Source organism: Albibacterium profundi (assembly GCF_042159835.1).
Lineage (GTDB): Bacteria > Bacteroidota > Bacteroidia > Sphingobacteriales > Sphingobacteriaceae > Albibacterium > Albibacterium profundi.
In genome coordinates, this window is record NZ_JBBVGT010000002.1 from 1,979,493 (window position 1) to 2,000,786 (window position 21,294).

The 21,294-nt window shown below is 41.2% G+C and carries 21 protein-coding genes; 7 read left to right on the top strand and 14 right to left on the bottom strand.

Annotation, left to right across the window (positions count from 1 at the left end; translation table 11 throughout):
- Positions 1–27: 27 nt before the first annotated feature.
- From WKR92_RS10310 to WKR92_RS10325, 4 genes are all read right to left on the bottom strand, one after another.
- Positions 28–3,300 carry a SusC/RagA family TonB-linked outer membrane protein gene (locus WKR92_RS10310; RefSeq protein WP_375557748.1) on the bottom strand — a complete coding sequence of 1,091 codons (3,273 nt, stop codon included), beginning with the start codon at positions 3,298–3,300 and terminating at the stop codon, positions 28–30.
- Between the two features lie 368 nt (positions 3,301–3,668).
- Positions 3,669–4,658, bottom strand: a complete 990-nt coding sequence (locus tag WKR92_RS10315) for a DUF6807 domain-containing protein (protein WP_375557749.1) — start codon at positions 4,656–4,658, stop codon at positions 3,669–3,671.
- Positions 4,659–4,675: 17 nt separating this feature from the next.
- Positions 4,676–6,028, bottom strand: a complete 1,353-nt coding sequence (locus WKR92_RS10320; protein WP_375557750.1) for a Gfo/Idh/MocA family protein — start codon at positions 6,026–6,028, stop codon at positions 4,676–4,678.
- A 41-nt stretch (positions 6,029–6,069) separates the two neighbouring features.
- Positions 6,070–6,369: a cupin domain-containing protein gene (locus WKR92_RS10325; RefSeq protein WP_375557751.1), complete on the bottom strand. Its 300-nt coding sequence runs from the start codon at positions 6,367–6,369 to the stop codon at positions 6,070–6,072.
- A gap of 68 nt (positions 6,370–6,437) precedes the next feature.
- Between WKR92_RS10325 and WKR92_RS10330 the strand changes: the two genes are divergently transcribed.
- On the top strand, positions 6,438–7,868 hold the full coding sequence (locus WKR92_RS10330; protein WP_375557752.1) for a sulfatase-like hydrolase/transferase: 1,431 nt from the start codon (positions 6,438–6,440) through the stop codon (positions 7,866–7,868).
- Here the strand turns inward: WKR92_RS10330 and WKR92_RS10335 are convergent.
- The 3 genes from WKR92_RS10335 to nhaA form a co-directional block, all read right to left on the bottom strand.
- Positions 7,855–8,421 carry a hypothetical protein gene (locus WKR92_RS10335; RefSeq protein ID WP_375557753.1) on the bottom strand — a complete coding sequence of 189 codons (567 nt, stop codon included), beginning with the start codon at positions 8,419–8,421 and terminating at the stop codon, positions 7,855–7,857. The two genes, WKR92_RS10330 and WKR92_RS10335, sit on opposite strands and share 14 nt — an antisense overlap.
- 129 nt (positions 8,422–8,550) lie before the next feature.
- The gene (gene map, locus WKR92_RS10340) at positions 8,551–9,342 is read right to left on the bottom strand and encodes a type I methionyl aminopeptidase (RefSeq protein WP_375557754.1); all 792 of its coding nucleotides are present in this window, start codon (positions 9,340–9,342) and stop codon (positions 8,551–8,553) included.
- Positions 9,343–9,347: 5 nt separating this feature from the next.
- On the bottom strand, positions 9,348–10,508 hold the full coding sequence (nhaA, locus tag WKR92_RS10345; protein ID WP_375557755.1) for a Na+/H+ antiporter NhaA: 1,161 nt from the start codon (positions 10,506–10,508) through the stop codon (positions 9,348–9,350).
- A 122-nt stretch (positions 10,509–10,630) separates the two neighbouring features.
- Between nhaA and WKR92_RS10350 the strand changes: the two genes are divergently transcribed.
- From WKR92_RS10350 to WKR92_RS10365, 4 genes are all read left to right on the top strand, one after another.
- A complete protein-coding gene (locus WKR92_RS10350) occupies positions 10,631–11,473 on the top strand; it encodes an AraC family transcriptional regulator (RefSeq protein ID WP_375557756.1) in 843 nt (280 codons plus the stop codon).
- A gap of 60 nt (positions 11,474–11,533) precedes the next feature.
- Positions 11,534–12,358, top strand: coding sequence for a hypothetical protein (locus WKR92_RS10355; protein ID WP_375557757.1), 825 nt, complete (start codon positions 11,534–11,536; stop codon positions 12,356–12,358).
- On the top strand, positions 12,351–13,661 hold the full coding sequence (locus WKR92_RS10360) for a purple acid phosphatase family protein (RefSeq protein ID WP_375557758.1): 1,311 nt from the start codon (positions 12,351–12,353) through the stop codon (positions 13,659–13,661). The genes WKR92_RS10355 and WKR92_RS10360 overlap by 8 nt, the downstream gene beginning before the upstream one ends.
- 299 nt (positions 13,662–13,960) lie before the next feature.
- Entirely contained in the window at positions 13,961–15,124 is a 1,164-nt protein-coding gene (locus WKR92_RS10365; protein WP_375557759.1) for a glycoside hydrolase family 172 protein, read from the top strand.
- 15 nt (positions 15,125–15,139) lie between these two features.
- On the opposite strand, the gene WKR92_RS10370 is transcribed toward WKR92_RS10365, so the two are convergent.
- The 5 genes from WKR92_RS10370 to WKR92_RS10390 form a co-directional block, all read right to left on the bottom strand.
- Complete coding sequence (locus WKR92_RS10370; RefSeq protein WP_375557760.1) at positions 15,140–15,349, bottom strand: helix-turn-helix domain-containing protein; 210 nt, start codon at positions 15,347–15,349, stop codon at positions 15,140–15,142.
- Positions 15,350–15,352: 3 nt separating this feature from the next.
- A complete protein-coding gene (locus tag WKR92_RS10375; RefSeq protein ID WP_375557761.1) occupies positions 15,353–15,877 on the bottom strand; it encodes a hypothetical protein in 525 nt (174 codons plus the stop codon).
- Between the two features lie 97 nt (positions 15,878–15,974).
- Positions 15,975–16,304, bottom strand: a complete 330-nt coding sequence (locus WKR92_RS10380; protein ID WP_375557762.1) for a GNAT family N-acetyltransferase — start codon at positions 16,302–16,304, stop codon at positions 15,975–15,977.
- A 351-nt stretch (positions 16,305–16,655) separates the two neighbouring features.
- Positions 16,656–17,318 carry a hypothetical protein gene (locus WKR92_RS10385; protein WP_375557763.1) on the bottom strand — a complete coding sequence of 221 codons (663 nt, stop codon included), beginning with the start codon at positions 17,316–17,318 and terminating at the stop codon, positions 16,656–16,658.
- Positions 17,319–17,320: 2 nt separating this feature from the next.
- Entirely contained in the window at positions 17,321–17,830 is a 510-nt protein-coding gene (locus WKR92_RS10390) for an RNA polymerase sigma factor (protein ID WP_375557764.1), read from the bottom strand.
- A 297-nt stretch (positions 17,831–18,127) separates the two neighbouring features.
- Between WKR92_RS10390 and WKR92_RS10395 the strand changes: the two genes are divergently transcribed.
- Together WKR92_RS10395 and WKR92_RS10400 are read left to right on the top strand one after the other, a co-directional pair.
- Positions 18,128–18,649 (top strand): DinB family protein, encoded by a 522-nt coding sequence (locus WKR92_RS10395; RefSeq protein WP_375557765.1) that lies wholly within the window; start codon positions 18,128–18,130, stop codon positions 18,647–18,649.
- A gap of 63 nt (positions 18,650–18,712) precedes the next feature.
- Entirely contained in the window at positions 18,713–20,302 is a 1,590-nt protein-coding gene (locus WKR92_RS10400; protein WP_375557766.1) for a TlpA family protein disulfide reductase, read from the top strand.
- 54 nt (positions 20,303–20,356) lie between these two features.
- Here the strand turns inward: WKR92_RS10400 and WKR92_RS10405 are convergent, their stop codons facing one another.
- Together WKR92_RS10405 and WKR92_RS10410 are read right to left on the bottom strand one after the other, a co-directional pair.
- Positions 20,357–20,818, bottom strand: coding sequence for a hypothetical protein (locus tag WKR92_RS10405; RefSeq protein ID WP_375557767.1), 462 nt, complete (start codon positions 20,816–20,818; stop codon positions 20,357–20,359).
- A gap of 4 nt (positions 20,819–20,822) precedes the next feature.
- Complete coding sequence (locus WKR92_RS10410) at positions 20,823–21,290, bottom strand: hypothetical protein (protein ID WP_375557768.1); 468 nt, start codon at positions 21,288–21,290, stop codon at positions 20,823–20,825.
- Positions 21,291–21,294 lie beyond the last annotated feature (4 nt).

Here is a 21,294-nt window from a genome sequence, read left to right on the forward strand (position 1 = left end):
TTGTTCTTTTTAATGTTTGACTGTCGATTAAAATCCTAAATTCAAACCAAAGGTATATTGACGAGCTTGCGGATAAACCCCAAAGTCAACACCCAATGCCGGATAAGCCGATGGTGTTGCTGACACTTCTGGATCCAAACCTTCGTACTTCGTAAAGGTGAAAAGGTTTGTAACACCGAAATATACCCGTAAGCGGTTGAAAGAACTGTTCTTTCCAAAGAGCTGTTCAGTTGGGACATTATAACCCAATTGAAGGTTTTTGACCTTTAGGAAACTTCCATCCTGAATATAGTAGGTAGACGTCGCGTATTCCAAGGCGCTAGTCTTGTCGCTAGGATCTGGTAGAGAAGGTATCTGGCTTCCCGGGTTTGATTCGCTCCATGCATTCAACAAGCGCGTGCTCTTTTGTCCTCTAAATACACCAAAGTCGGTAAAGTAACGTGTAGCTTCATAGAGGTCATTTCCTTGCGATCCATATAAGTACACCAACAGGTCGAAGTTTTTATACGCTGCGTTAATATTAAATGAATATACAAAGTCGGGATGAGGGTTACCAATAATGGTTCGGTCTCCAGGGTCAATTTCTCCATTATCATTGATATCTGCATACTTTAACCCACCCGGTCTAGCATCGTCATAGGATGGTGAGTTCTGAATTTCCTCGTCGTTTTGATAGATCCCGACAGCCTTGTAGCCGTAGAAAGAACCAAAAGGTTGACCTTTCATCATTACCGACGTTTCCATGCTTCTGAATACACCATAATTTACTTGTGAAACCGACGGCGCAAGCTCTTCTACTTTATTTACGTATCTGGAGAAGTTCATTGCCAGGTCAAGTGTAAATGGCTTGTCTTGACGATACCCATAGTGATAACCTAATGAGAACTCGATACCTTTGTTGCTCATATCACCAATGTTTTGATAAGGAGATGAAGCCCGCCCTGCAGCAGCAGCCGGAAGCGGTACTAAGAACAACATATCCGTTGTTTGTTTATTAAACCAGTCGATCGAACCATCGAAATCACCATTCAAAACCGTGAAGTCGATACCCACGTTAAGTGATTTTACCTGCTCCCATTTAATATCTGGATTGGCATAAGAGTTCTGCCAAATACCGCTGACAACGCCGTCACTTATTGGGTAAGACGATTGTGTTAGAGACGCCAAATATCTATTCAGATATTGGAAACCTGGAATTCGCTGGTTACCAGTAACACCATAGCCTGCACGCAGCTTTAAATCGGTTAACCATTCTGCACCCTGGGCAAAGTCTTCCTCTGATATTCTCCATGCACCACTCACACCCGGGAAAACCCCATACAGATTGTTTTCACCAAAGTTAGATGAGCCGTCGCGACGACCAATTAAACTCAATAAGTACCTGTCTTTATAAGCATAATCGGCTTTACCCATGATCGAAAACATACTTCCCATTGAGCCGCTGCCATTATTATTAAAGTTTGTACTTCCTGAACTTAGGTATAAATAATCTAAGCTGTTCATGATGAAATAGCCGTTTCTACTTCCGTCAATACCACGATTCCTCGTTTCGAAAGCTTCCGTTCCTACCATCACATTCAAGCTGTGATCCTCGCCCAAGTCTGGGTTATAGTTTAAGGTGTTTGTCCATGTCCATTCAGTTGTATAGCCGTGATATTCACTCATTCCGTTGTTAAAGCTACCCTCTGAAAACTCAGGATTCGGATAGTTATAGCTAACACCGTTGTAATTTTCATAACGAAGACCAAAACTCGTTCTCACGGTCAGATCATCAAGGAGATCGTATTCTGCAAAAGCATTACCGAAGAAGAAATTAGATCTGTTCAAATTATCTTTCGCACGGTACGCCATCGCCACTGGGTTTTGGCCATTACCTAAGTTACTACCGAATGAGCCGGCAAAATTTCCTCCTTCATCGTATACCGGGATGATGTTTTGAATACGATAGGCAAAGCCAAGGACTGAACCTTCACCCTGATAGCCACCCGCCGTATTGGGATTAACCCCCATACCAAAACCTTCAGTATAGTTATAGGATAAGTTCTCGCCAAAACGTAAGCGGTTGTCAAATGCATTGAACTCCGTATTGGTTCGGATATTGTAACGCTTAAAGCCGGTATGGATTAAGCTGCCGACTTGGTCTAGGTAACCACCGGAAAGGGCATATTTCGCAGTTTCATTACCTCCCGTAGCACTAAGTTGATAGGACTGAATAGGGGCTGTCTGAGATAGCTCTTCAATCCAGTTCGTACCCTGCTTATTGGCTTTTGTAATCTGATAGAAAGAAGCTCTGTCTTTTGCAAAGTAATTGTATTTACTCATGTCCGCATCTTCTGGCGTAACATCCCAATTCGTTGCCTCTCCAGCAAGCAAATAGTCTGGCAACTCCAAGTTGGTGCCGTTAAACTTATTATCAATATCTAAAATCTGCTGTGGACTAAGCATTGTAGGGAATGAATTTTTATTCGGCACGCCGGCACCTGCGTACATATCCAAGCTGATCTGTGTTTTCCCTGCTCGTCCGCTTTTTGTCGTAACAATAACAACCCCGTTATTGGCACGCGCCCCATAGATTGAGGCCGCCGATGCATCTTTCAGGACCTGCATACTTTCGATATCATTCTGATTTAGCCAGCTGAGCTTTCCTTCATATGGTACCCCATCAATAATGTATAAAGGCTCATTATTATTAATCGTACTGTAACCACGGATACGTATCTGCGGTGTTGAGCCTGGCGCACCATCGTTGACAATCTGAACCCCGGTCGCACGACCCTGAAGGGCTTCTACGGCACTACCAGCAGGTTGAGACTTCATCTCGGCAACATCAACGACGGCTACCGAACCGGTTAGGTCCTTCTTCCGTTGGCTGCTATAACCTGTAACAACAACCTCATTCAAATCACTGCTATCTTCCGAAAGTTCGATGATAGCTGCCTGATCTGACGATGGGACGGTATAACGATAGGTGACGAAACCGATAAAGCTAATTTCCAACACATCATTCGGTTTGGCGTTAATTACAAAGTTACCATCTGCATCAGAGGTTGTGCCGGTTTCTGTTCCGACAACTTTTATGGTTGCTCCGGGAATGGGTTGTTGATTGGCTTGATTAACAATTTTTCCTTTGACAGGAGCTTGTACGACATTCATTGAATGCGCATTGATTTTTCTCCAGGCTGAACTTTCTGACGCTGCGGTACTGCCCATAACAAGCATTCCCAGCGAAATCAGAAGTCCACTCTTCAACGTTCTTTTAGAAACGAGAGAATGGCCATGGAATTTCATTGGTCTTCTCATAATCGATTTTGGTTTTGTTTAGTGATTTATACTGATCAAAATGCAAGGCATAGCAAGCCCAGGGATCAGTTATTCCATTAATAGATCCGGCGCACAAATCATGTGCAAAAATAGGATGTAAAATAAGTTAGGTGGGTTTCCCGACCAGGGTCATGTAGTTGTGTTTCATTTGTTGTAATTTATGTTTATAAAAAAATAATTACTCTGTGAAACCCTTAAATCCTGATTACGTATCATCAAATATACTTTCAAACACTCAGCGCATACTAACCCCCTGTTAAGGAGGACAGAATCATTTAGGTTTAAATAGTTAGTTTGTTTTAGGTACACTAAGCTATGAATATTTTTTGGAATACTAAATTAATAGATTATTTTTTCTCAAAGGTCTTCGCTTCCCTGTTTACAAGGTCATCGGATAGATTATTCCCTGAATTAATCAGTACTGTATATTTAAAAACAACTGACTCTCCGGCCTTCAGTTTAAAGTCTAATACCTCATCTCCTTCACTGAAGACCTTTTGTCCGAGCGGATTAGCAGCGAACAATCCGTAATCGCGAGCATGCCAGTAGGTAGGATATCCAACATTCTCTGGATGGTCTAAGATAACGATGGACACAGGCTGCCCATCGAGCGTCCCGTTCAAGTTCACCCACGCCCCTCTAGTGCCCCATACATCATTTCCTTTCTTGCCTACGCTACTACGATACAGGCCCGTTGTTCCCTGACCAGAAGCGTGCTCCAGTTCGCGTGTGAGCCGAATACCGATCAAACCCTCTTTATTATCTGCGAAGGATACGTCTTCCTCGAGTGCTGTTAATTTTACGTGCAATTCAATGGCGCGTCTTCCTCCGGTTTCTGTGAAAATATATTTGGTGTCTTCTTTTATCAGTTTGGTTCCATCCGATTTTTCCCAGTAGGCAGATACGTCTAGCTCCGCTTTATTATCGTCAGCTACCATCATGTTTACAGCAAGGTGTCGGATCGTTCCATATTTATCTTTTTCAGCACTTGGGATACTACTTGAATTATTCCAGAAATCAATGCCGTTTACATCTCCGTAATTAAACCAAAGACCTACATGATGCGGGTGATCCGTACGTTCGCCTGCTCGTGGTTCCAGTGGCCACCCTCTGGTAATGAATGCACCATCCGTCGTTTGAATAGGATAGAGGACTGGTTTCATCAGACTATCAGAATAGATATAAGAGGTGAACGGCTTGCCATCGATGGCAATGTCCACTCGCTTTTCAGCTTTGTTTTCACTAATCGTAAAGCCGCTGTCTTGAGCGTAGCTTGTAACACTCAAGCCTATCAGCAGGGCACCGACTAGGCACCATCTCTTCCGTACGTCTTTCATCTTTTGGTATGTGCCGTTTAACTCGTAATCACCTCTTGTGTTTTATCGTCAAAGGTTACCTTTTTGCCGGTCTGCATCGCTATTCTAGACATGATATTGGCGACAGAATGGTTGTAGCCTGCTTCAACAGAAGCATTTGGCGTCTCCCGACTACGCACACATTCCATCCAATTACGCATATGCATCGAAGTCATCGGATCACTTCCTGTATTCGCGGCAGTTTCCGCTTTCGCATCGGTTCCCAGTGTAAAGGGAGTTAGTAAATTAGCTTCCATTCCCATTGCTGAAGCATGACCTTCTGTTAATCCTCCTTCTGATGTTACCTCATTGGTATCTAGGTTCAACATGCCGCCATTGGAATAATAGAGCTCTTTTATACCACCTGCTGAATTGGTAAAGCGTGATGAATACCGTACCTGAAAGCCGCTCGTCATATCATCGTTCGGTCCGTAGTCCATCACGGCGGTTACCGTATCCGGATTTGTGCGACCGTCCTTCCACATATAGATTCCACCATTGGCAACCACACTTCTCGGATGTTTAAATCCGCTAAACCAATGGACCGTGTCAATCTGATGAGCCATCCATTGTCCCCAAATTCCTGATGAATAAGGCCAGAACAAGCGATACTCTAAATATTTGCGCGGATCCCAGGCAACTTTACGCCGGTTCATTAAAAAGCGTTCCCAATCGGTATCTTGCTCTCGAATCTCACTCACTAATTTGGGTAACCGCCAGCGCCCGGGCTGATTGACATTCCAGGTCATCTCTACCATGTTAATATCTCCAAATTTCCCTGACTTGATGTAATCATTTGCCGCGATGTAATTGGGGGCACTTCGACGTTGCGATCCTACTTGCAAAACTTTCCCTGTATCCTGAACAGCTTTCAACAATATTTTTGCGTCTTCCATCGTTTCAGCCATCGGCTTTTCAACATAAACATCCATATTATGCCGAACCGCTTGTTCAGCCATCAATGCATGTTGAAAGTCTGCCGTACTGATAATTACTGCATCTATTCCCTTGTTAGCGTAGAGTTCATCATTATTCCGGAACTTCTTGATCGTGTTGCCAGATTTTTCTTTGACAAAGGCTACCGCTTCGTCACGGCGACGGTTCCATATATCAGAAACGCCCACAAACTCAAAATTAAGCTCCTTCGCATAATTCATGAATGAGGGGTATAGTGACGATTTGAACCGTTGTGAAAAACCAATAATCCCCACTTGGACTCGGTCATTAGCGCCCATAATTCTTCCATAGCTTTTGGCACTAATTCCCATGGCAGATAATCCAATGACTCCAGCACCCAGTGATGCGTTTTTAATAAATTTACGACGCGTTTGTTCGTTTTTTTTATTTATCATAATTTAGGTTGTTACTATATTTTTTTAAGGTTTGGCCCCGTTTATTCCCCTTGTGTCAGCATGCAGAGACTGTCGACTGGTGCTTCTACTGAATGCATCACTTCCACCGGGATGTCTACTTCATCATATTGGTCAAGTTCAATCGTTCGATTTGCTTCTTTATAAACTACCGAACCTTCCAGAACGGTCAGCTTCGATTTAATGCGCGCTTTATGCTCTTTCAAAACCATTCCTTTACTGAAACCCATGATCAGAACTTTGAACCCTGAACCTTGATGGATGGATTGGGCAACCGGCCCCTTCGATGTCTTTAGTTTTTCTTTTACTTCTTTGATTGTCATAGTCTTTTCTTTTTGTTGATTGCGACCTGATTTCATAAAAATAACAAAAAAGATAGTAAATTTAACATATGAGTATACCTAATACGCGTATTATCTATCGCATCGCTTTCTTTTTGATCTTATTTGGAAGCATTCAGGCCCGAGCTACAGAATTTCCCGATCCTCAAGACAAGCCCAATATCATTCTAATTTTTATTGACGATATGGGCTGGTCAGATCTTTCGAGTTTTGGGAATACAGAAGCCAGTACACCGAATATAGATCAACTGGCATCAGAGGGAATCAGCTTTGATCAATTTTATGTCAACGCACCTATCTGTTCCCCTTCGCGGACCGCTATATTGACGGGCACCTATCCGCAACGCTGGGATATTACTTCGTTTCTATCCAACCGCAAGCACAATGCCGAACGTGGCGTTGCCAACTGGTTGGATACGTCTGCACCTACACTAGCAAAAGACCTAAAGAGAGCAGGATACGCAACCGGTCACTTCGGTAAATGGCATATGGGTGGACAAAGGGATGTTGATGAAGCACCGGCGATTACAGAATACGGATTTGACCAATCGCTCACTAATTTTGAGGGGATGGGCCCCAAGTTATTACCGCTGACTAAAAATGCAACGGGGGATGTAGGTCGTATTTGGGAGGATGCAGAGCGACTCGGCGGACCCTATACTTGGATGCAGCGTTCGGAGATTACCGGCGGTTTTATTACCGCTGCTATCGACTTTATGGAGCAGTCGAAAAGAGATGATACTCCATTTTATGTAAATGTTTGGCCCGACGATGTTCACAGTCCTTTTTGGCCGCCTTTTGAAGATTACGACCTAACCAAAAAGGATAGTAAGAGAGCACTCTATTTGGCCGTTCTTGAAGCAATGGATAAGCAATTCGGGGAGCTTTTTGATTATGTAAGAAATGACGAAGAGCTTCGGGAGAACACCTTAATTATTTTTTGCTCTGACAATGGTCCCGAACCAGGAGCCGGAACCTCTGGAGATCTTCGAGGTTTCAAAGGACATTTATACGAAGGCGGCATCCGTTCTTCTTTGATTGTATGGGGACCCGGTTTTATTCCAAAATCTGAGCGTGGAACTCGCAATAGTCAGAATTACTTTACGGCGATCGACTTGAAGCCTTCGGTTTTGGAACTTGCTGGAGTAGGGGTGCCAAAAAGTGAGCTAGCTGACGGAGAAAGTATCTTATCAACATTGCTCGGTAAAACCCGACAATCAAGACAATCGCCTGTATTCTGGTCGCGTCCACCCGACCGAAAGACCTTTAAAGATTTTGATAAACCCTTACCGGATCTCGCTGTTCGAGAAGGCGACTTTAAATTGCTTTGTGACTTTGACGGCGGTAGACCGGAACTCTTTGATCTGACAAAGGATCCACAAGAAAGAAATAATATTGTAGAACAGAATCCGAAAAGAGTCAAGGAAATGACGAAGAAGGTCACCGAATGGTATGAGAAAATTCTGTCTATTCAGCTCTAATCCACCCCGTTTTACTATTAGTTGATTCTATTTGAGGAAAAATGTCGTCCGCTGAATTCGGAATTCCATCTGTTCCAGATGAATAGAGCAGGTATTTATCTCCTAGGTTTTTGTAATTATAATAGGTGTTTTCCTTCTTTTGGATGGTCTGCGTAGGGTCGTTGATGAAAATAAGTTGGTCGCCCCCTTGAAGTTGCGTCAAACTATCGGGATAGACATTATTCTCAAGCTTATAATATTCTATGTCCTTTATTAATGAGTTCAACTGCATCTGAGCATGCTTCTCCCAGCCTTTTTTACCCATGTCGGATTTAAACCCAATGTAATATAATGAAGAATAAATTCCTACCGTAAACAAAATACACACGATTCCAATTATCGTTAAGACCTTGTCTTTGTATTTCAAAATCCCCATTAAGGTCAGAGCAACTCCTACAAAAAAGCCAATCAAAGGTATTAGACCCAGCAGGCCAAGCAAATAGGGAGGTTTAGTTTTTTTGGGTAGATATACTCTATTTGTGGGTTCAGAGTTTTTAGAAATGTTCTCGTCCATAGTAAGTACTGTCGCTAATGTTTAGATTAGCAAAGCAGTCCATTTTGCTAATCTACATACAATCGTGGTTGTCTTTTGGTTTATAATTATGTAAATATAGCAAAATTGTGAGAACCGTCTATAAGTATTTTAAATTTTAAGATTATGATTTTCCTTCTCCGCTTTTTCAATAATACCGAAATCTGTTAGGATTAATGCAGCACCCTTTTTAACACATACATCTTGCTCGAAATGAACGGATGGCTGGCCGTCTGCTGTCCGAATCGTCCATTTATCGTCTGCGGTGTAAATGTGCGGCGTTCCTAGGTTAATCATAGGCTCAATCGCGATTACCAGGTTTTCTTTCAGTATTTTACCCTGACCCGGTCTTCCATAATTTGGGATTTCTGGTGGAGTCTCATGTAGGTCTTTTCCTAGACCGTGCCCGACAAGCTCTTTGACAACACCATAGTTAAATTGTTCGACATGCGATTGGATGGCATGGCCGATATCACCGATTCGGTTGCCGTGAATAGCCTTTTCAATACCTTTTGAAAGTGATTCCTTGGTTGTTTTTACGAGTTGTAGGATTTCGCTAGATGTATCACCAAGGACGAAGGTGTAGGCTTGATCTCCGTGGTAACCGTTTTTATAAGCTCCTACGTCAACTGAAACAAGATCTCCGTCTTTCAAAGAAGTTTTATTCGGCAATCCGTGAACTACAACATCGTTGACCGAGGTGCAAATATGGTAGGGGAATCCATTGTATTGATGAAAGGAAGGGATCGCCCCATGGTCTCTTATAAATGTATTAGCGTAGACATCAAGGTCCAGTGTGCTTAGCCCCGGTTTAAGAATACTGGCTATAGCAGCAAGAGTCTTGCTCACTATCATGGCGCTTTCGCCGATTAATGCAACTTCTTCTTCTGTTTTATAATTCATACAGCTTAGGATTTTAATTTTCTTGTGCTATTTAATAGTGTATATCCAATTATCCCTGAAAGTAGGGAAGCAACCAAGATGGAAAACTTGGCTTCGGCAATTAGAGTTTCGTTGGCGAAAGACAGAAGGGCGATGAAAATTGCCATGGTGAAACCGACTCCCGCTAGTGACCCTAGTCCGATAATATGTTTCCAGTTGGCATTGGCCGGTAGTTGAGCGATGTTGAGCTTGGTTGCTAGTTTCGACATCAGCAGAACACCAACGGGTTTCCCGATACAGAGTCCGACAATAATACCCAACCCTAATGGCGATAACAGTCCGTCAAGCATGGTGCTTTCAAATCGGATGTTCGTATTGGCTAGTGCAAACAGCGGCACAATCAGGAAGTTAACAGGTGTGATAAGTACATGTTCCAGCTTAAGCAATGGTGATTTTTTTGGATTGCTTTCTCCCATTGGGATCGTCATCGCCGTGACAACCCCAGCAATAGTTGCATGAATGCCCGAATGGTGAATAAAATACCAAATGAAAAGACCAGGTACTAGATAGAAGGTAAGTGAACGTATCCCCAATCTATTAAATACGACCAGCAATAGAACGATAGCCGCAGCGTATCCCAAATAGGCTATCTGTAATTCAGCAGAGTAGAAGAGGGCGATCACCAAGATCGCGATCAGATCATCCACAATAGCCAAAGCAGCCAAGAATATTTTTAACGAAGATGGGACTTTATCCCCTAAGGTCGCGAGAATCGCGAGCGCAAACGCAATATCCGTGGCCATTGGAATTCCCCAGCCGCTTGCCGTTTCTGTATTCGCATTTAAAAATAGATAGACACCTGCCGGAATTAATGCTCCGCCGAAGGCGCTGAGAATCGGTAATGCCGCTTGGCGCGGCGTAGATAAGCCACCGTTGATAACTTCTCTTTTTATCTCCAGTCCGACTAACAGGAAAAAGATAGCCATGAGTCCGTCATTTATCCAGAGCGCGACAGGGTATCTTAAATGAACCGAAGACGACTCAAAGCCTAAAGGCAAACTAAGAAGTTCATCAAATGAAGGCCCCCATGGTGAGTTCGCTAAAATGAGTGAAATGATTACACAAAGAAACAGGATTACCCCCGAACTCGACGCTGAATTGAAGAATTTCTTAAAGATCTTTTTCATAAACTATCTAATCTATAATACTTACAAAGGTACCCTAGGTGACATGCACGCAAAAGTAAAAAATGGACATATCGAACGCGATTTAGGCTAGTTATGAGCTCTTTACCGTATATTTGTCGGACATGCCAATCAAATTATTAAAAAAGATAAAGCTCAGTCATTCACCCAATAACACATATGGGGTGGGGACGAATATGCTTTATAAGCAGTTCTCAAGTCGGCATGTTCTCGGCGCCTATATCTTTCCGTGTAGAGACTTAAAGTCTCGGCAAGCTCTATTTAATGATGGCTTTCCTTCCTTGATTTTTATGCCAAAATCCACAGACGGCGTTCGTCTTCAGAAGAAAGACGAAATCATTCATTTAAAGTCTGCTTGGGCTTGTTGCGGCATTATTCAGGATACACATTGGGAGATTCCAGATGGGCTTGAATATATCTTCGTCCTACGCTTTAAACCTGCATCGTTTTATTCCTTATTTGAAATCGATCCGATTGTTTTTCAGTCAAATCCAGTTTGCAGTTTCCAGGATTTAGTTAGTGAAAAGTGGATGTCGGTTATTGATGAAATGTATCAAAAAGAAAGCCCGTTAGAGAAAGCCCAATTTTTGGATCATGTTCTTTCCTCACACAATACTGATGATTATCTACCTCATTTTTTGCAGGCGACTATTGATCATATCGAAGAACAGAAGGGAAATACAACGGTATCAGATGTATTAAATGCATTAGATAATAAGGTAAACCATAAATGGCTACATCGTAATTTCGTGAAATATATGGGTTTGTCGCCTAAAAAGTACATCTCTCTTCAGCGATTCATTTATGCTTATGGAAGACATGGAGAGAACCGCTCTCGGAACTTGCTTGACACCGCCCTACGTTCTGGCTATTACGATTGCAATCATTTTTTCAAAGACTTCAAACAATATATTGGTGTCACCCCAACCCAATATGCATGGGATTAAAGGATAGTTCGTATAATTTTTTACCTTAGCCGGTGAACTACTTATACTTTAATTACATTAATGAATATCCTTACCACCACGTCGGTCCGGCGGATTCTTAACCTAGCCATTGTTTTACATGCTATAGGGCTGATGGTTGTCTTCTTTCGAGCTCATCACACCAATTTCGGGAATTATATGTTTATGGTGATGGAACTTGATCATGCGCGTGGCTTTGCCATTGAACGCATAACCATCACAATTTTCGGAATCTTGACCCTTATTAATCTCTTCATTCCCCGAACTGTTTTTCTGGTACCTATATTCCTCTATATTCTGTTTGAGGCGTGGGCCGGCTATTATCAAGGTGGATATCACTTCAGTGAATGGACTTTAGGCGCACATGCCCTTCGTTATTTGCTTCCGTTCTCGGTCATTTTTCTTCTCCCTTGGCCCTTTAAACGAGTGTTTTCGTTGAAAATGCAAGCAAGTATTACATCCTGGTTATTACGAATCGGACTTGCAGTTGTCTTCATCACGCACGGACTCGAATGCTTGATGAAGAATCCGAAATTTATCGATCTTATTATCGGTTCCATGAACAACATCTTTGGTGTTAGGTGGAGTGAAGCAACAGCCATACAGATTATGCAAGTGATCGGTTGGGTGGACATTGTCGTAGCCATAGCCGTATTACTTAAGCCTCATAAATACCTGTTAGCATGGCTTTTATTCTGGTCGACGCTTACCGCCTTCTCACGAATGACTGCTCTGGGAACCGGGGCTTATACTGAAGTTTTAATGAGAGCTTCTCATATCCTAGCTCCATTGGCCGTCTATATGCTCAATCGCTATTTACATAACAAATCATACAATTACGATAAAACTAATCAACAACATGCTTAATTACAAACCATACCTTCGTCTGGTCATCTGCCTACTTGTACTGGCTTCTTTTGGTGAAGTCGTACTAGCTCAAGACCCACATATTGTTCCGCTTGAGAAATCAACGAAACCTTTGCATCTATATGTACAGTTTGAAAGCCATCCCGATAGGGAGGCAGTCATTTCTTGGGCAACCACCTTACCTGGAAAGAATCACGTATTGTATTATGACACACAGCCCCGAGATGCCAATACAAAGCAATACACCCATCGGTTAACAAAGATTCATTCAGGTGCGTACACCCTTGAAAAGGATGAGAAACCCATGGAATCCTACTATCATCACGCATACTTGAATAACTTACAACCTTCCACTCGTTATTATATTACTGTGGAAAGCGACGGAAAGCGTTTGGGAGAATATTCATTTATCACCGCCCCGGCGGATGACAGAGACGTGATGATGTTCATAGGCGGCGACTCTCGTCTTGGAGCCGACCGCGTAGAGGATGATAACGCACGTAGGCGTATGAACACCGTGATGCGGAAACTTTTTGAAAAGAGTCCAGGCATTATCGCCTTGGCACACACAGCTGATTATACCAACAGTGCTCACTGGTCACAATTATACTATTGGTTGAAGGATCATTTTGAAAAAACGACCACCGCAGACAAACGCCTCCTGCCGATATTCCCCGCCCGAGGGAACCACGATATGGATATCGGTTTCGAGGAAATGTTTTGGTGGCCGAATCGTCAAAACGACTATTACTATACCGCCAACATCAATAAAAACACGGCTATCGTTATTTTGAACACGGAGATTAGTATCAACGGCGATCAACGCGTATGGCTAGAGAAGGAACTACAGACCCTGCGACCTAAAAAACGCTGGCTTGGTGCGCTGTACCACCGTCCGGCGTATCCTAGTGTCCGCGCCTATGAGGACGGTGAATCAAGACGCAGAGCTTGGGTGCCTTTGTTCGAAGAATACAAATTAGATTTAGTCTCGTCGGGGCACGATCATTCTATGAAACGTACGCTACCTATCCTAAATGTCAAAGCTGATGCTAACGGCATCGTTTATATCGGTGATGGCGGCTTAGGTGTTCGCCCGCGGGACGTAGATCCAACACGCTGGTATTTGAAACCTCCAGGCGTTGCTAAATCAGTTCACAACGTCCATATGGTGGATTATGGTGCGGAACAAATCACCATTAAAGCCTTTGGGATCGACGGGCAAACACTCGATTATTTTGTAATCCCGTTGAACCGCGCGGCAAGAGCCAAACATTACCAGAATTTATTGGATAACCCCAACTAAGTAAGCAAACCTAAGAACGAACCAATTTTCGGTTAAACAAATGACGAAGGAGCTTCATACAGGCTCCTTCGTCATTTGTTTTGCTTTATTGCGTATTCGTCAGGCTATCAACTCAGAATGATCCCGTTTAAACCATATATTAAACGGAAGAGCAACGGGAGCACTACGGAAGAAATACGCGGTCAAATAGAAGAAGTTACCTTCATGATACTAATATTCAAAGGGGAATTTTAAAAAGAAAACGTAAAATATTTTTCTGTTTAAACGGTTAAGCTTATCTTGTACGTTAGACTCGAATTATGATGAACATGAATGAGAAACCAAGTAACAATATCAGTCGGCGTAAAGCGCTTACTGCCGCTGCTTCCATAGCAGGACTGTCTGTAATGCCTTCGTTCGCAACCGGATCCGCTAGTGAGCAGGCAACGATTACCCAAACACCTCTGAGCACGCAATCATCACTGTACACTTTACGCAAACAAGTTTCCAGGCAGTTTACGACTTTTAATGAAAAAACGAAACAGAAAGCGATTCCGATCAAGCCGGGAGAAAAGGTTGTTTTAATTGAACATGATAAGCCTGGTATTATCAGTCGGATGTGGGTTACTTTTTCAGGATGGTTTTGGGAGAATTGGGATTTAAGAGAAGAAAAATGGCCTGATCCAACTATTTTAAAAAAACTAGTATTACGAATCTACTGGGACGGAAATGATTACCCTTCCGTTGAAGCGCCGATAGGGGACTTCTTCGGTATTGGTCATTGCGAGTTCAAGCACTATGTATCTGACTACCTCGGAATGTCAAGCGGGGGTTTTTACTCTTATTTCCCGATGCCCTTTGAAAAGATAAGGATCGAAGTTGAGAATTTTCATGACAAATTAGAACCACATGTTTTCTTGAATGCAAACTATCAGGAAATGCAATCTTTACCCGCCGATGCTGGTCGGTTTCATTGTTTATATAATGCAGGAACGAACGAAGGTCCAGATCCGTTGACCATCATAAAAACGAAAGGAAAAGGCCACTTTGTTGGCTGTTGTTTGTCCATGCAAAGTTGGTTGCCAAATTATATGGGTTACTTAGAGGCGCCTGAATACTTTTATATTGATACGGAAGATAGGACGAAAGCCACCATTGTAGGGACGGGCTTAGAAGATTATTTTAATGGGGGATGGTATTTCAGAGATGGGGAGTTTAACGCTCCATACCATGGAGTACCTTTAAAAGATCCGCTGCGTTCGATGATTAGTATGTACCGGTTTCACAACGAGGACGCAGTCTGTTTTGAGAAAAGTATAGAGATGGCGTTTATTAACCATAGACCATCCCGACCCTTTAAGTTTTCTTCAACTGCGTATTGGTACCAAAACACGGCGGCGCGATTAGCATTTCAACTGCCACCAAAAGATAAGCTTGTAGATTGGTACCGGATTCGAGATACAGATCATCAATCTATTCCGTGATTGACGATCTGTCTTTTATTCATCTTTTACAAATTCCAAAATGTCACTTGGCTGGCATTCCAATACATTACAAATTGCTTCTAAAGTGCTAAATCTAATTGCTTTTGCTTTTCCTGTCTTTAATATCGAAAGATTCGACAAGGTCAACCCGACTTTGTCAGAAAGTTCATTTAAAGATATTTTTCGTTTAGCCATTACGACGTCTAAATTTACTACAATGGCCATATCTTAAACAGTTAAATCGTTTTCCATCTGCAGATTAGTTCCTTTTTTATATACAAGAGCTAAGAGATAAATAACACCTGCGAAAAAAAGAATTTCATTACCGCTCCAATCAATCGGAATAGAAATACCTTTCTTTGAAACCCATTTACTATATCCGCTTGCTATAATTGCAAGTATTCCTGTTCCTAACGCGGTGTAGCTAATTTTCAAAAACAAATCTGTCAAGTCATTGCCAAAGGGCTTTGATAATTTGAACTTCAAAAAGAATTTGACTACCAAGTAAGCTATATATGCTTTTAGTCCTGTTAAGAGTAGCAGTAACGAGACTGTAAGAGTATAATGTAATTTATCATAGGAATACAGGTCAAATAAGTTGAGTCCTAGATATAAATTTTTTGCACCTTCAGAATTAACGAGATGGCTAATTATGAATGAAGTCAAGATTGAACCTGTCTTGATGCAAAGTCCAATGAATGCAATCCAAAAAAGGACATTCATTACCTTTAGAATAATTGAATTTGTTGTCATTTGCTTATTGTTTTAGATTTACAATGCAAATATCAGTAAATATTTATCGAAATACAATAAATATTTATCTTTTTTCAATTTATAATTTTAATTTGTTTTAATTGTTCTTAGTGCTGTCGTGGGAGGTAGACTCCTCTTTTTTAAACCAGATATCCTGATATTCCTCGGGGCGACGTTTGAACTGTGCGTGCACAAAAGGGCAGAGGGGAATTATTTTCAAGTCGTTCTTACGGGCATAGGATACCAATTCTTTTAACAGTAATTTAGCAAATCCACGACCCTCGTATTGCGGGTCTACTTCAGTATGGTAAACCGTTAGTCGAGGCGCATGGACTAAAATATCCATTTTACCTGCATTCTTACCATCCGAAGATAGTTGGACCTCTCCACGGCCTTTTTCATTCAATACTACATTCGTTGTTTCCATATCAGGACGTTTAAATCTGTCTGCAATTATTTATTGAACAAACTTAGGATGATGAAGTTTCGATAGCCCTCACTTAAGTTAAGAAAGCGTGTTAACTATTTACACCTATATTATTAAAAAAAAAGATACTTTGTGGCCCGAAGGAAACAAACCTATATTTATATGGGTCGGTAGGAAAGGAAGACCCCCTGGTTATCGAACGTGCAATTTCAGCCCTCAACGAGATATCTCCCAATATAAATATCAAAATAGCTCCGTCGCCCGCAATTGAACCTCACAACGAATTAGAGCAACTGTAAAAATTGTTTGAAGAAAAATGGGTGCGGAATGGTGTAATAGGACCGTCTATAGTTAATTCTCTGATTTGAATGTTTCGATCTCTTTGTAAAATTCTAATGCTTTTCTTACAGCTTTTCCTCCTGAACCAGCAATCAGATTTTGATACCATTTTTTGTCTAGATTTTCTACTTTCTGATTTTTATAAAGCCAATAGGCTAAATAAGTAAACCCTCCTGTGAGAATAATTTGAAATATGATATAAGACACTCCGACTTGATTAGGGAACCACCGATCACTTAAATAGAAGGTAGTCCAGAACGGGAGTTGCAGTACCATAATTTTTGTGTGTTTCACAATGGAAAGTTGTAACTCCGATAGCTTTTGCTGGATTGAAGTTATGCTTCCGCTATAATTGATGTTATTTGCCCAAGTCAGATGTTTGATATAGTCAATGAAGCCTCGTGCGTTGATAAACATAATAGCCAACATGGATACGATAAAGTAGTTGGCAGCTGAAGTATAATTTGATACAGCAAAAAACAATAAATATCCCAAAATAACAAAATAAAGAATAAAGGAAACGATACCTAGTGTCTTTATTCTTTTTAAAGATCTCAAAGATGTCTGCGCCTTTTGGTTTACGACTTCAATTAATAGTTTCTGATTGATGGACAGCGATTGCTCAATTTTCTCGTTTTGAGCTTTCCATATGGTTATAAGTTCTTGATCGTTCATTTTTATCTATTATTAATCTGTTCAAACTTCTTTTTCAAGATATTTTTAATTCTGTTGATTTTGGTGGCTACATTGGTCTCAGTTATTCCAATGATCTCGGCAATTTCTTTATAGCTCTTTTCCTCCAGATACAATAGCATCAACGCTCTGTCCAATTCTTTTAAATCCTGAATGAACTTTTGCAATAGACTGATGTCTTCGTCTTTATCAGTTGTACTTTCGTCAGCAAAAAAGAAGATGCTTTCTGAAATAGGATTATTGATTACTTTTCTCCGAGCTTCTTTCCGATAGAACGAAATGGCTGTGTTTAAAGCAATCTGGTATATCCAAGTAGAGTATTTATAGGTTTCATCGTACCTGTCAAATGATTTCCACAGTTGAATAATTATTTCCTGTACTAAATCCTTTCTATCGTCGACGCTTTTACAATAGGAATTTGCAATCTTGTAAATAATACCTTTGTTTGACTGAACAACAGAGAGGAATATGTGAGATCTATTGATTGAATTCATATTTACTAGCATTCAGCGATTTCCGATTTAAAAGGTTTGTCATGTGTTTTCTTTATTATTCGCTTAGGAAGTCAAAAAATCACAACGACTGTTTTTTCTTTTAACGCGGTGTTAAATGATGTTACAAGTTACTATATTATATCGATTAGCTTTTCAAGCTATTGATAACATGGATCTTGTAAAACTTTTTTTATATTAGTTTGATATGGACTGATGTTTATGGATTATCGTACCATTGCCGCAAGACACTAAAACAAGCAAAGAAACGAGAGACGAACCAATAAAATATCAAAATCAATGAAAAGATCAGACATTAAAGAACTTCCAGACTATTTCGATAATTATATCAATTTAAATGAAGATACAGAGCTTACAGAAGCATTCGATAAAAGCTTAAAGCAAATTGATGATGTTGACCTTGAGCAATTAAAACGTATCGGTTTTAAGGTGTATGCGGAAGGGAAGTGGACAATCAATGAGATAATACAACATCTGACCGATTGGGAACGTATTTGGTGCTATCGGACAATGCTTGGTGCACGCCAAGAGGGTTCTGTTCCAAGCGGACATGACCATATTGCTATGGCAGACAATTCAAATGCAAATGACTTAACAATAGAACAGCTGCTTGCCGAACTCCGTGCAGTGCGTGTGGCAACCAAAGCGATGTTTGACGCATTCAATCACGAAGTACTTTCAGTAAATTGCAGATTCAAAGACACCCAAATGTCAGTTTTTGCAATGGGTTACAATATTATTGGACATCAACTCCATCATTTTAACGTTATCAAAGAGAGGTATGTTCCGCTGGCCGATTGATTTAAAATACGAGTAGGAATCAAAAGAATTTATTTGTAGATTCATCCTTATAAACCTGAATCCATGAAAAAAATAATACTCAGCCTTTGCTTAATCGTATGGCTTTCAGTCGGCTTTGCACAGGTAAAAAGCACTTCCTATTCCGGCTCCATAGACGGATATTCACTTTCCTGGGGGTATAATACCGGAAAACTGATTGTGCATAATGTAGTCACAGGAATCGATGAGCTATATATCATTGAGATAAGCCCAGATGGTACCTTTCACACCAACTTCCCGCTAAGGGCGCCAAAGGAATGCTATATTACTTTTCCCCTCTTTTCCGGCTATGTATATTTCGAACCCGGTGATCATGTAATTCAACAATTCGATGTGTCAGATGCCGCGCAGGTATCCTCAAGCTTTTTAGGGGATCAAAAAACAGTCAATAATGGCTTGTATAAGGCCAGAGATGTCATCAGACTCGACTGGGATGAAATTTACGCAGCTGTCTTGAATATGGAGCCAGGACCTTATAAAGCGTATTTCAAAGCTATGGAAAACCAAGCGCTGAAGCAACTGGGTCATTTTAGCGATGAAGGGATTTTAAATGAGAAAGCATACCGCTTGGCTTCAAACACGGTTAGATATGACATCGCAAGTCAGTTGATGCAATATAACTGGAATCGCGAGTACGCCTACAGGAAAATTAATAAAATATCCTTCAATTCAAGAGCCCGCGAACGGGAAGAAGTAAAGTTGGAAATGTCTTATTATGATTTTCTTAACGACATTAACTATAATGATCCGGAAAACCTGAAATCAGGCTATTATGGAGTATTCTTAAATAGGATCAAGTTTCTTGACGTCATTTATGATAAAGCAGATGTTCACGACCTATCAGTTGAAATTAAGCACCTCGAGGCACAGGACACATTAAGCAAGGATTGGGAGGAGCGTTTGCGCTTTCTCAAAGATGCCGTAAAAAACAATCGCAAAATCACGACACCAGGGAGTTTTGAAAAAGCGAGAGTAATAGTATTGGCAAACTTGATCGACAAAGACATCTCCTTGGAGCTGGAGCTCATGGAGATTCAGGATATCTGTCAAAACATGGACCTCAACAAAATGCCACTTTCTGATTCTACTATGGCCGGGATAAAATCGAAAATTAATAATGATTTTCTATTGGACTACGTGCAAGATCTTAACAACAGTTTGCAGGAGGTCATCGCCAAAAATACAAAACAGACGGGCTATGTAAATAATCCAACCCCTGATTCGGACAGCGACAGTCTTTTTAACAGCATCATCAGCAAATACAAAGGAAAGGTGGTGTTTGTCGATTTTTGGGCTACCTGGTGCAGTCCCTGCTTGGCTGGAATTAAGGAGATGGCTTCAATGAAAGAAGACCTGCAAAACGAAGAGATAATTTTTCTTTACATCACGAACGATTCCTCTCCGATAAACGCTTACAATATATTAATTCCGGGAATTAAGGGTGAGCATTACCGGCTAAGCAATGATGAATTCAATCGCTTGTCGGCACAATTTTCGATAGTGGGGATTCCTCATTACAGCCTGGTAAATCGTGATGGACACGTTGTGGACAAAAATTATAAATGGCAAAACGCCGAACAGGTAAAAAACACTCTGCTAGAATTGATGAAATAGAGCGGTAGGCTGTTTTATTCCTTTGATTTTCTTTTATTTAAAAATGATAGACGTTTACTCTACCGGAGTTTTGACTACAATAATGGAAACTGCATCAACGCTCTCATTCTCATCGGAGAGAGTCTGCAGGGTTCCATTTTTCCAATACGCGGCTTTACTTTTACCACCAACTGTCCATACTCGTCCCGCTACGTATACATCATCCCCATCCACCGCGATACCCCCTGCGTATGCACCGTCATATTCGTCTAGATCTAGGGCTACAGCCATTCCATTTTTCCAATATTTGGCTATTGAGGATTCGCCTAGCACGGTTTCCGTCCCCGCTATGTAAACATCTCCTCGATCTACTGTTATAGCCGTTGCGATTGTATTTGCACTTTTATTTGACAGGGCTACAGCGTTTCCGTTTTTCCAGTATTTAGCGACAGAATTTGAACCGTTCCATTCAGTTCCAACGACATAAACGTCGTTCCCATCAAGGGCAATAGCATATGCAACACCATTCGCACTCAAAGTGTTAAGTGCTGCTCCGTTTTTTGAGTATAGTATTAGAATTGATTTCCTTAATGGAAACGGATGGACGTTTGAAATAATCGACAAGGCTATTACGGATGACTGCTTGATTTTTGGCCGAGCCACTGCGTCCCTCTTTTTTTAGACATTCGATATGTTGAGTACAAAATTTGATAAAGTCGACGTCCTCATCCTTATCGCGCAAGTAATCTCGTAAGGATTCGGCAGTGAAGTAATCCAAACGATCGTCGAGGTCGCTAATCATCTTTCGATAATCCCTTAGCTGTTGTTCGACCTTGTCTGCAATAAAAGGATCTTTGATTTTTAAATCCTTGGTGAGTTGTTTCTTGACAACAAAGTGATTGGTGTCGATAAACTTTCTTTCACTTTTGTGATGGACACAAATTTTTACATTGTAAGTTCCATCTGCTTTCTTGTGGTGTTCATAAACCTTTGCGCTTACGGTTGCCATAATT

Coding starts and splice junctions, on each gene's coding strand:
- WKR92_RS10375 (WP_375557761.1), bottom strand. CDS start 15,877: ATGACAACAAATTCAATTATTCTAAAGGTAATGAATGTCCTTTTTTGG.
- WKR92_RS10350 (WP_375557756.1), top strand. CDS start 10,631: ATGCCAATCAAATTATTAAAAAAGATAAAGCTCAGTCATTCACCCAAT.
- WKR92_RS10365 (WP_375557759.1), top strand. CDS start 13,961: ATGATGAACATGAATGAGAAACCAAGTAACAATATCAGTCGGCGTAAA.
- WKR92_RS10310 (WP_375557748.1), bottom strand. CDS start 3,300: ATGAGAAGACCAATGAAATTCCATGGCCATTCTCTCGTTTCTAAAAGA.
- WKR92_RS10380 (WP_375557762.1), bottom strand. CDS start 16,304: ATGGAAACAACGAATGTAGTATTGAATGAAAAAGGCCGTGGAGAGGTC.
- WKR92_RS10410 (WP_375557768.1), bottom strand. CDS start 21,290: ATGGCAACCGTAAGCGCAAAGGTTTATGAACACCACAAGAAAGCAGAT.
- map (WP_375557754.1), bottom strand. CDS start 9,342: ATGAATTATAAAACAGAAGAAGAAGTTGCATTAATCGGCGAAAGCGCC.
- WKR92_RS10390 (WP_375557764.1), bottom strand. CDS start 17,830: ATGAATTCAATCAATAGATCTCACATATTCCTCTCTGTTGTTCAGTCA.
- WKR92_RS10395 (WP_375557765.1), top strand. CDS start 18,128: ATGAAAAGATCAGACATTAAAGAACTTCCAGACTATTTCGATAATTAT.
- WKR92_RS10330 (WP_375557752.1), top strand. CDS start 6,438: ATGAGTATACCTAATACGCGTATTATCTATCGCATCGCTTTCTTTTTG.
- WKR92_RS10320 (WP_375557750.1), bottom strand. CDS start 6,028: ATGATAAATAAAAAAAACGAACAAACGCGTCGTAAATTTATTAAAAAC.
- WKR92_RS10315 (WP_375557749.1), bottom strand. CDS start 4,658: ATGAAAGACGTACGGAAGAGATGGTGCCTAGTCGGTGCCCTGCTGATA.
- WKR92_RS10370 (WP_375557760.1), bottom strand. CDS start 15,349: ATGGCCATTGTAGTAAATTTAGACGTCGTAATGGCTAAACGAAAAATA.
- WKR92_RS10400 (WP_375557766.1), top strand. CDS start 18,713: ATGAAAAAAATAATACTCAGCCTTTGCTTAATCGTATGGCTTTCAGTC.
- WKR92_RS10355 (WP_375557757.1), top strand. CDS start 11,534: ATGAATATCCTTACCACCACGTCGGTCCGGCGGATTCTTAACCTAGCC.
- WKR92_RS10360 (WP_375557758.1), top strand. CDS start 12,351: ATGCTTAATTACAAACCATACCTTCGTCTGGTCATCTGCCTACTTGTA.
- WKR92_RS10335 (WP_375557753.1), bottom strand. CDS start 8,421: ATGGACGAGAACATTTCTAAAAACTCTGAACCCACAAATAGAGTATAT.
- WKR92_RS10385 (WP_375557763.1), bottom strand. CDS start 17,318: ATGAACGATCAAGAACTTATAACCATATGGAAAGCTCAAAACGAGAAA.
- WKR92_RS10325 (WP_375557751.1), bottom strand. CDS start 6,369: ATGACAATCAAAGAAGTAAAAGAAAAACTAAAGACATCGAAGGGGCCG.
- nhaA (WP_375557755.1), bottom strand. CDS start 10,508: ATGAAAAAGATCTTTAAGAAATTCTTCAATTCAGCGTCGAGTTCGGGG.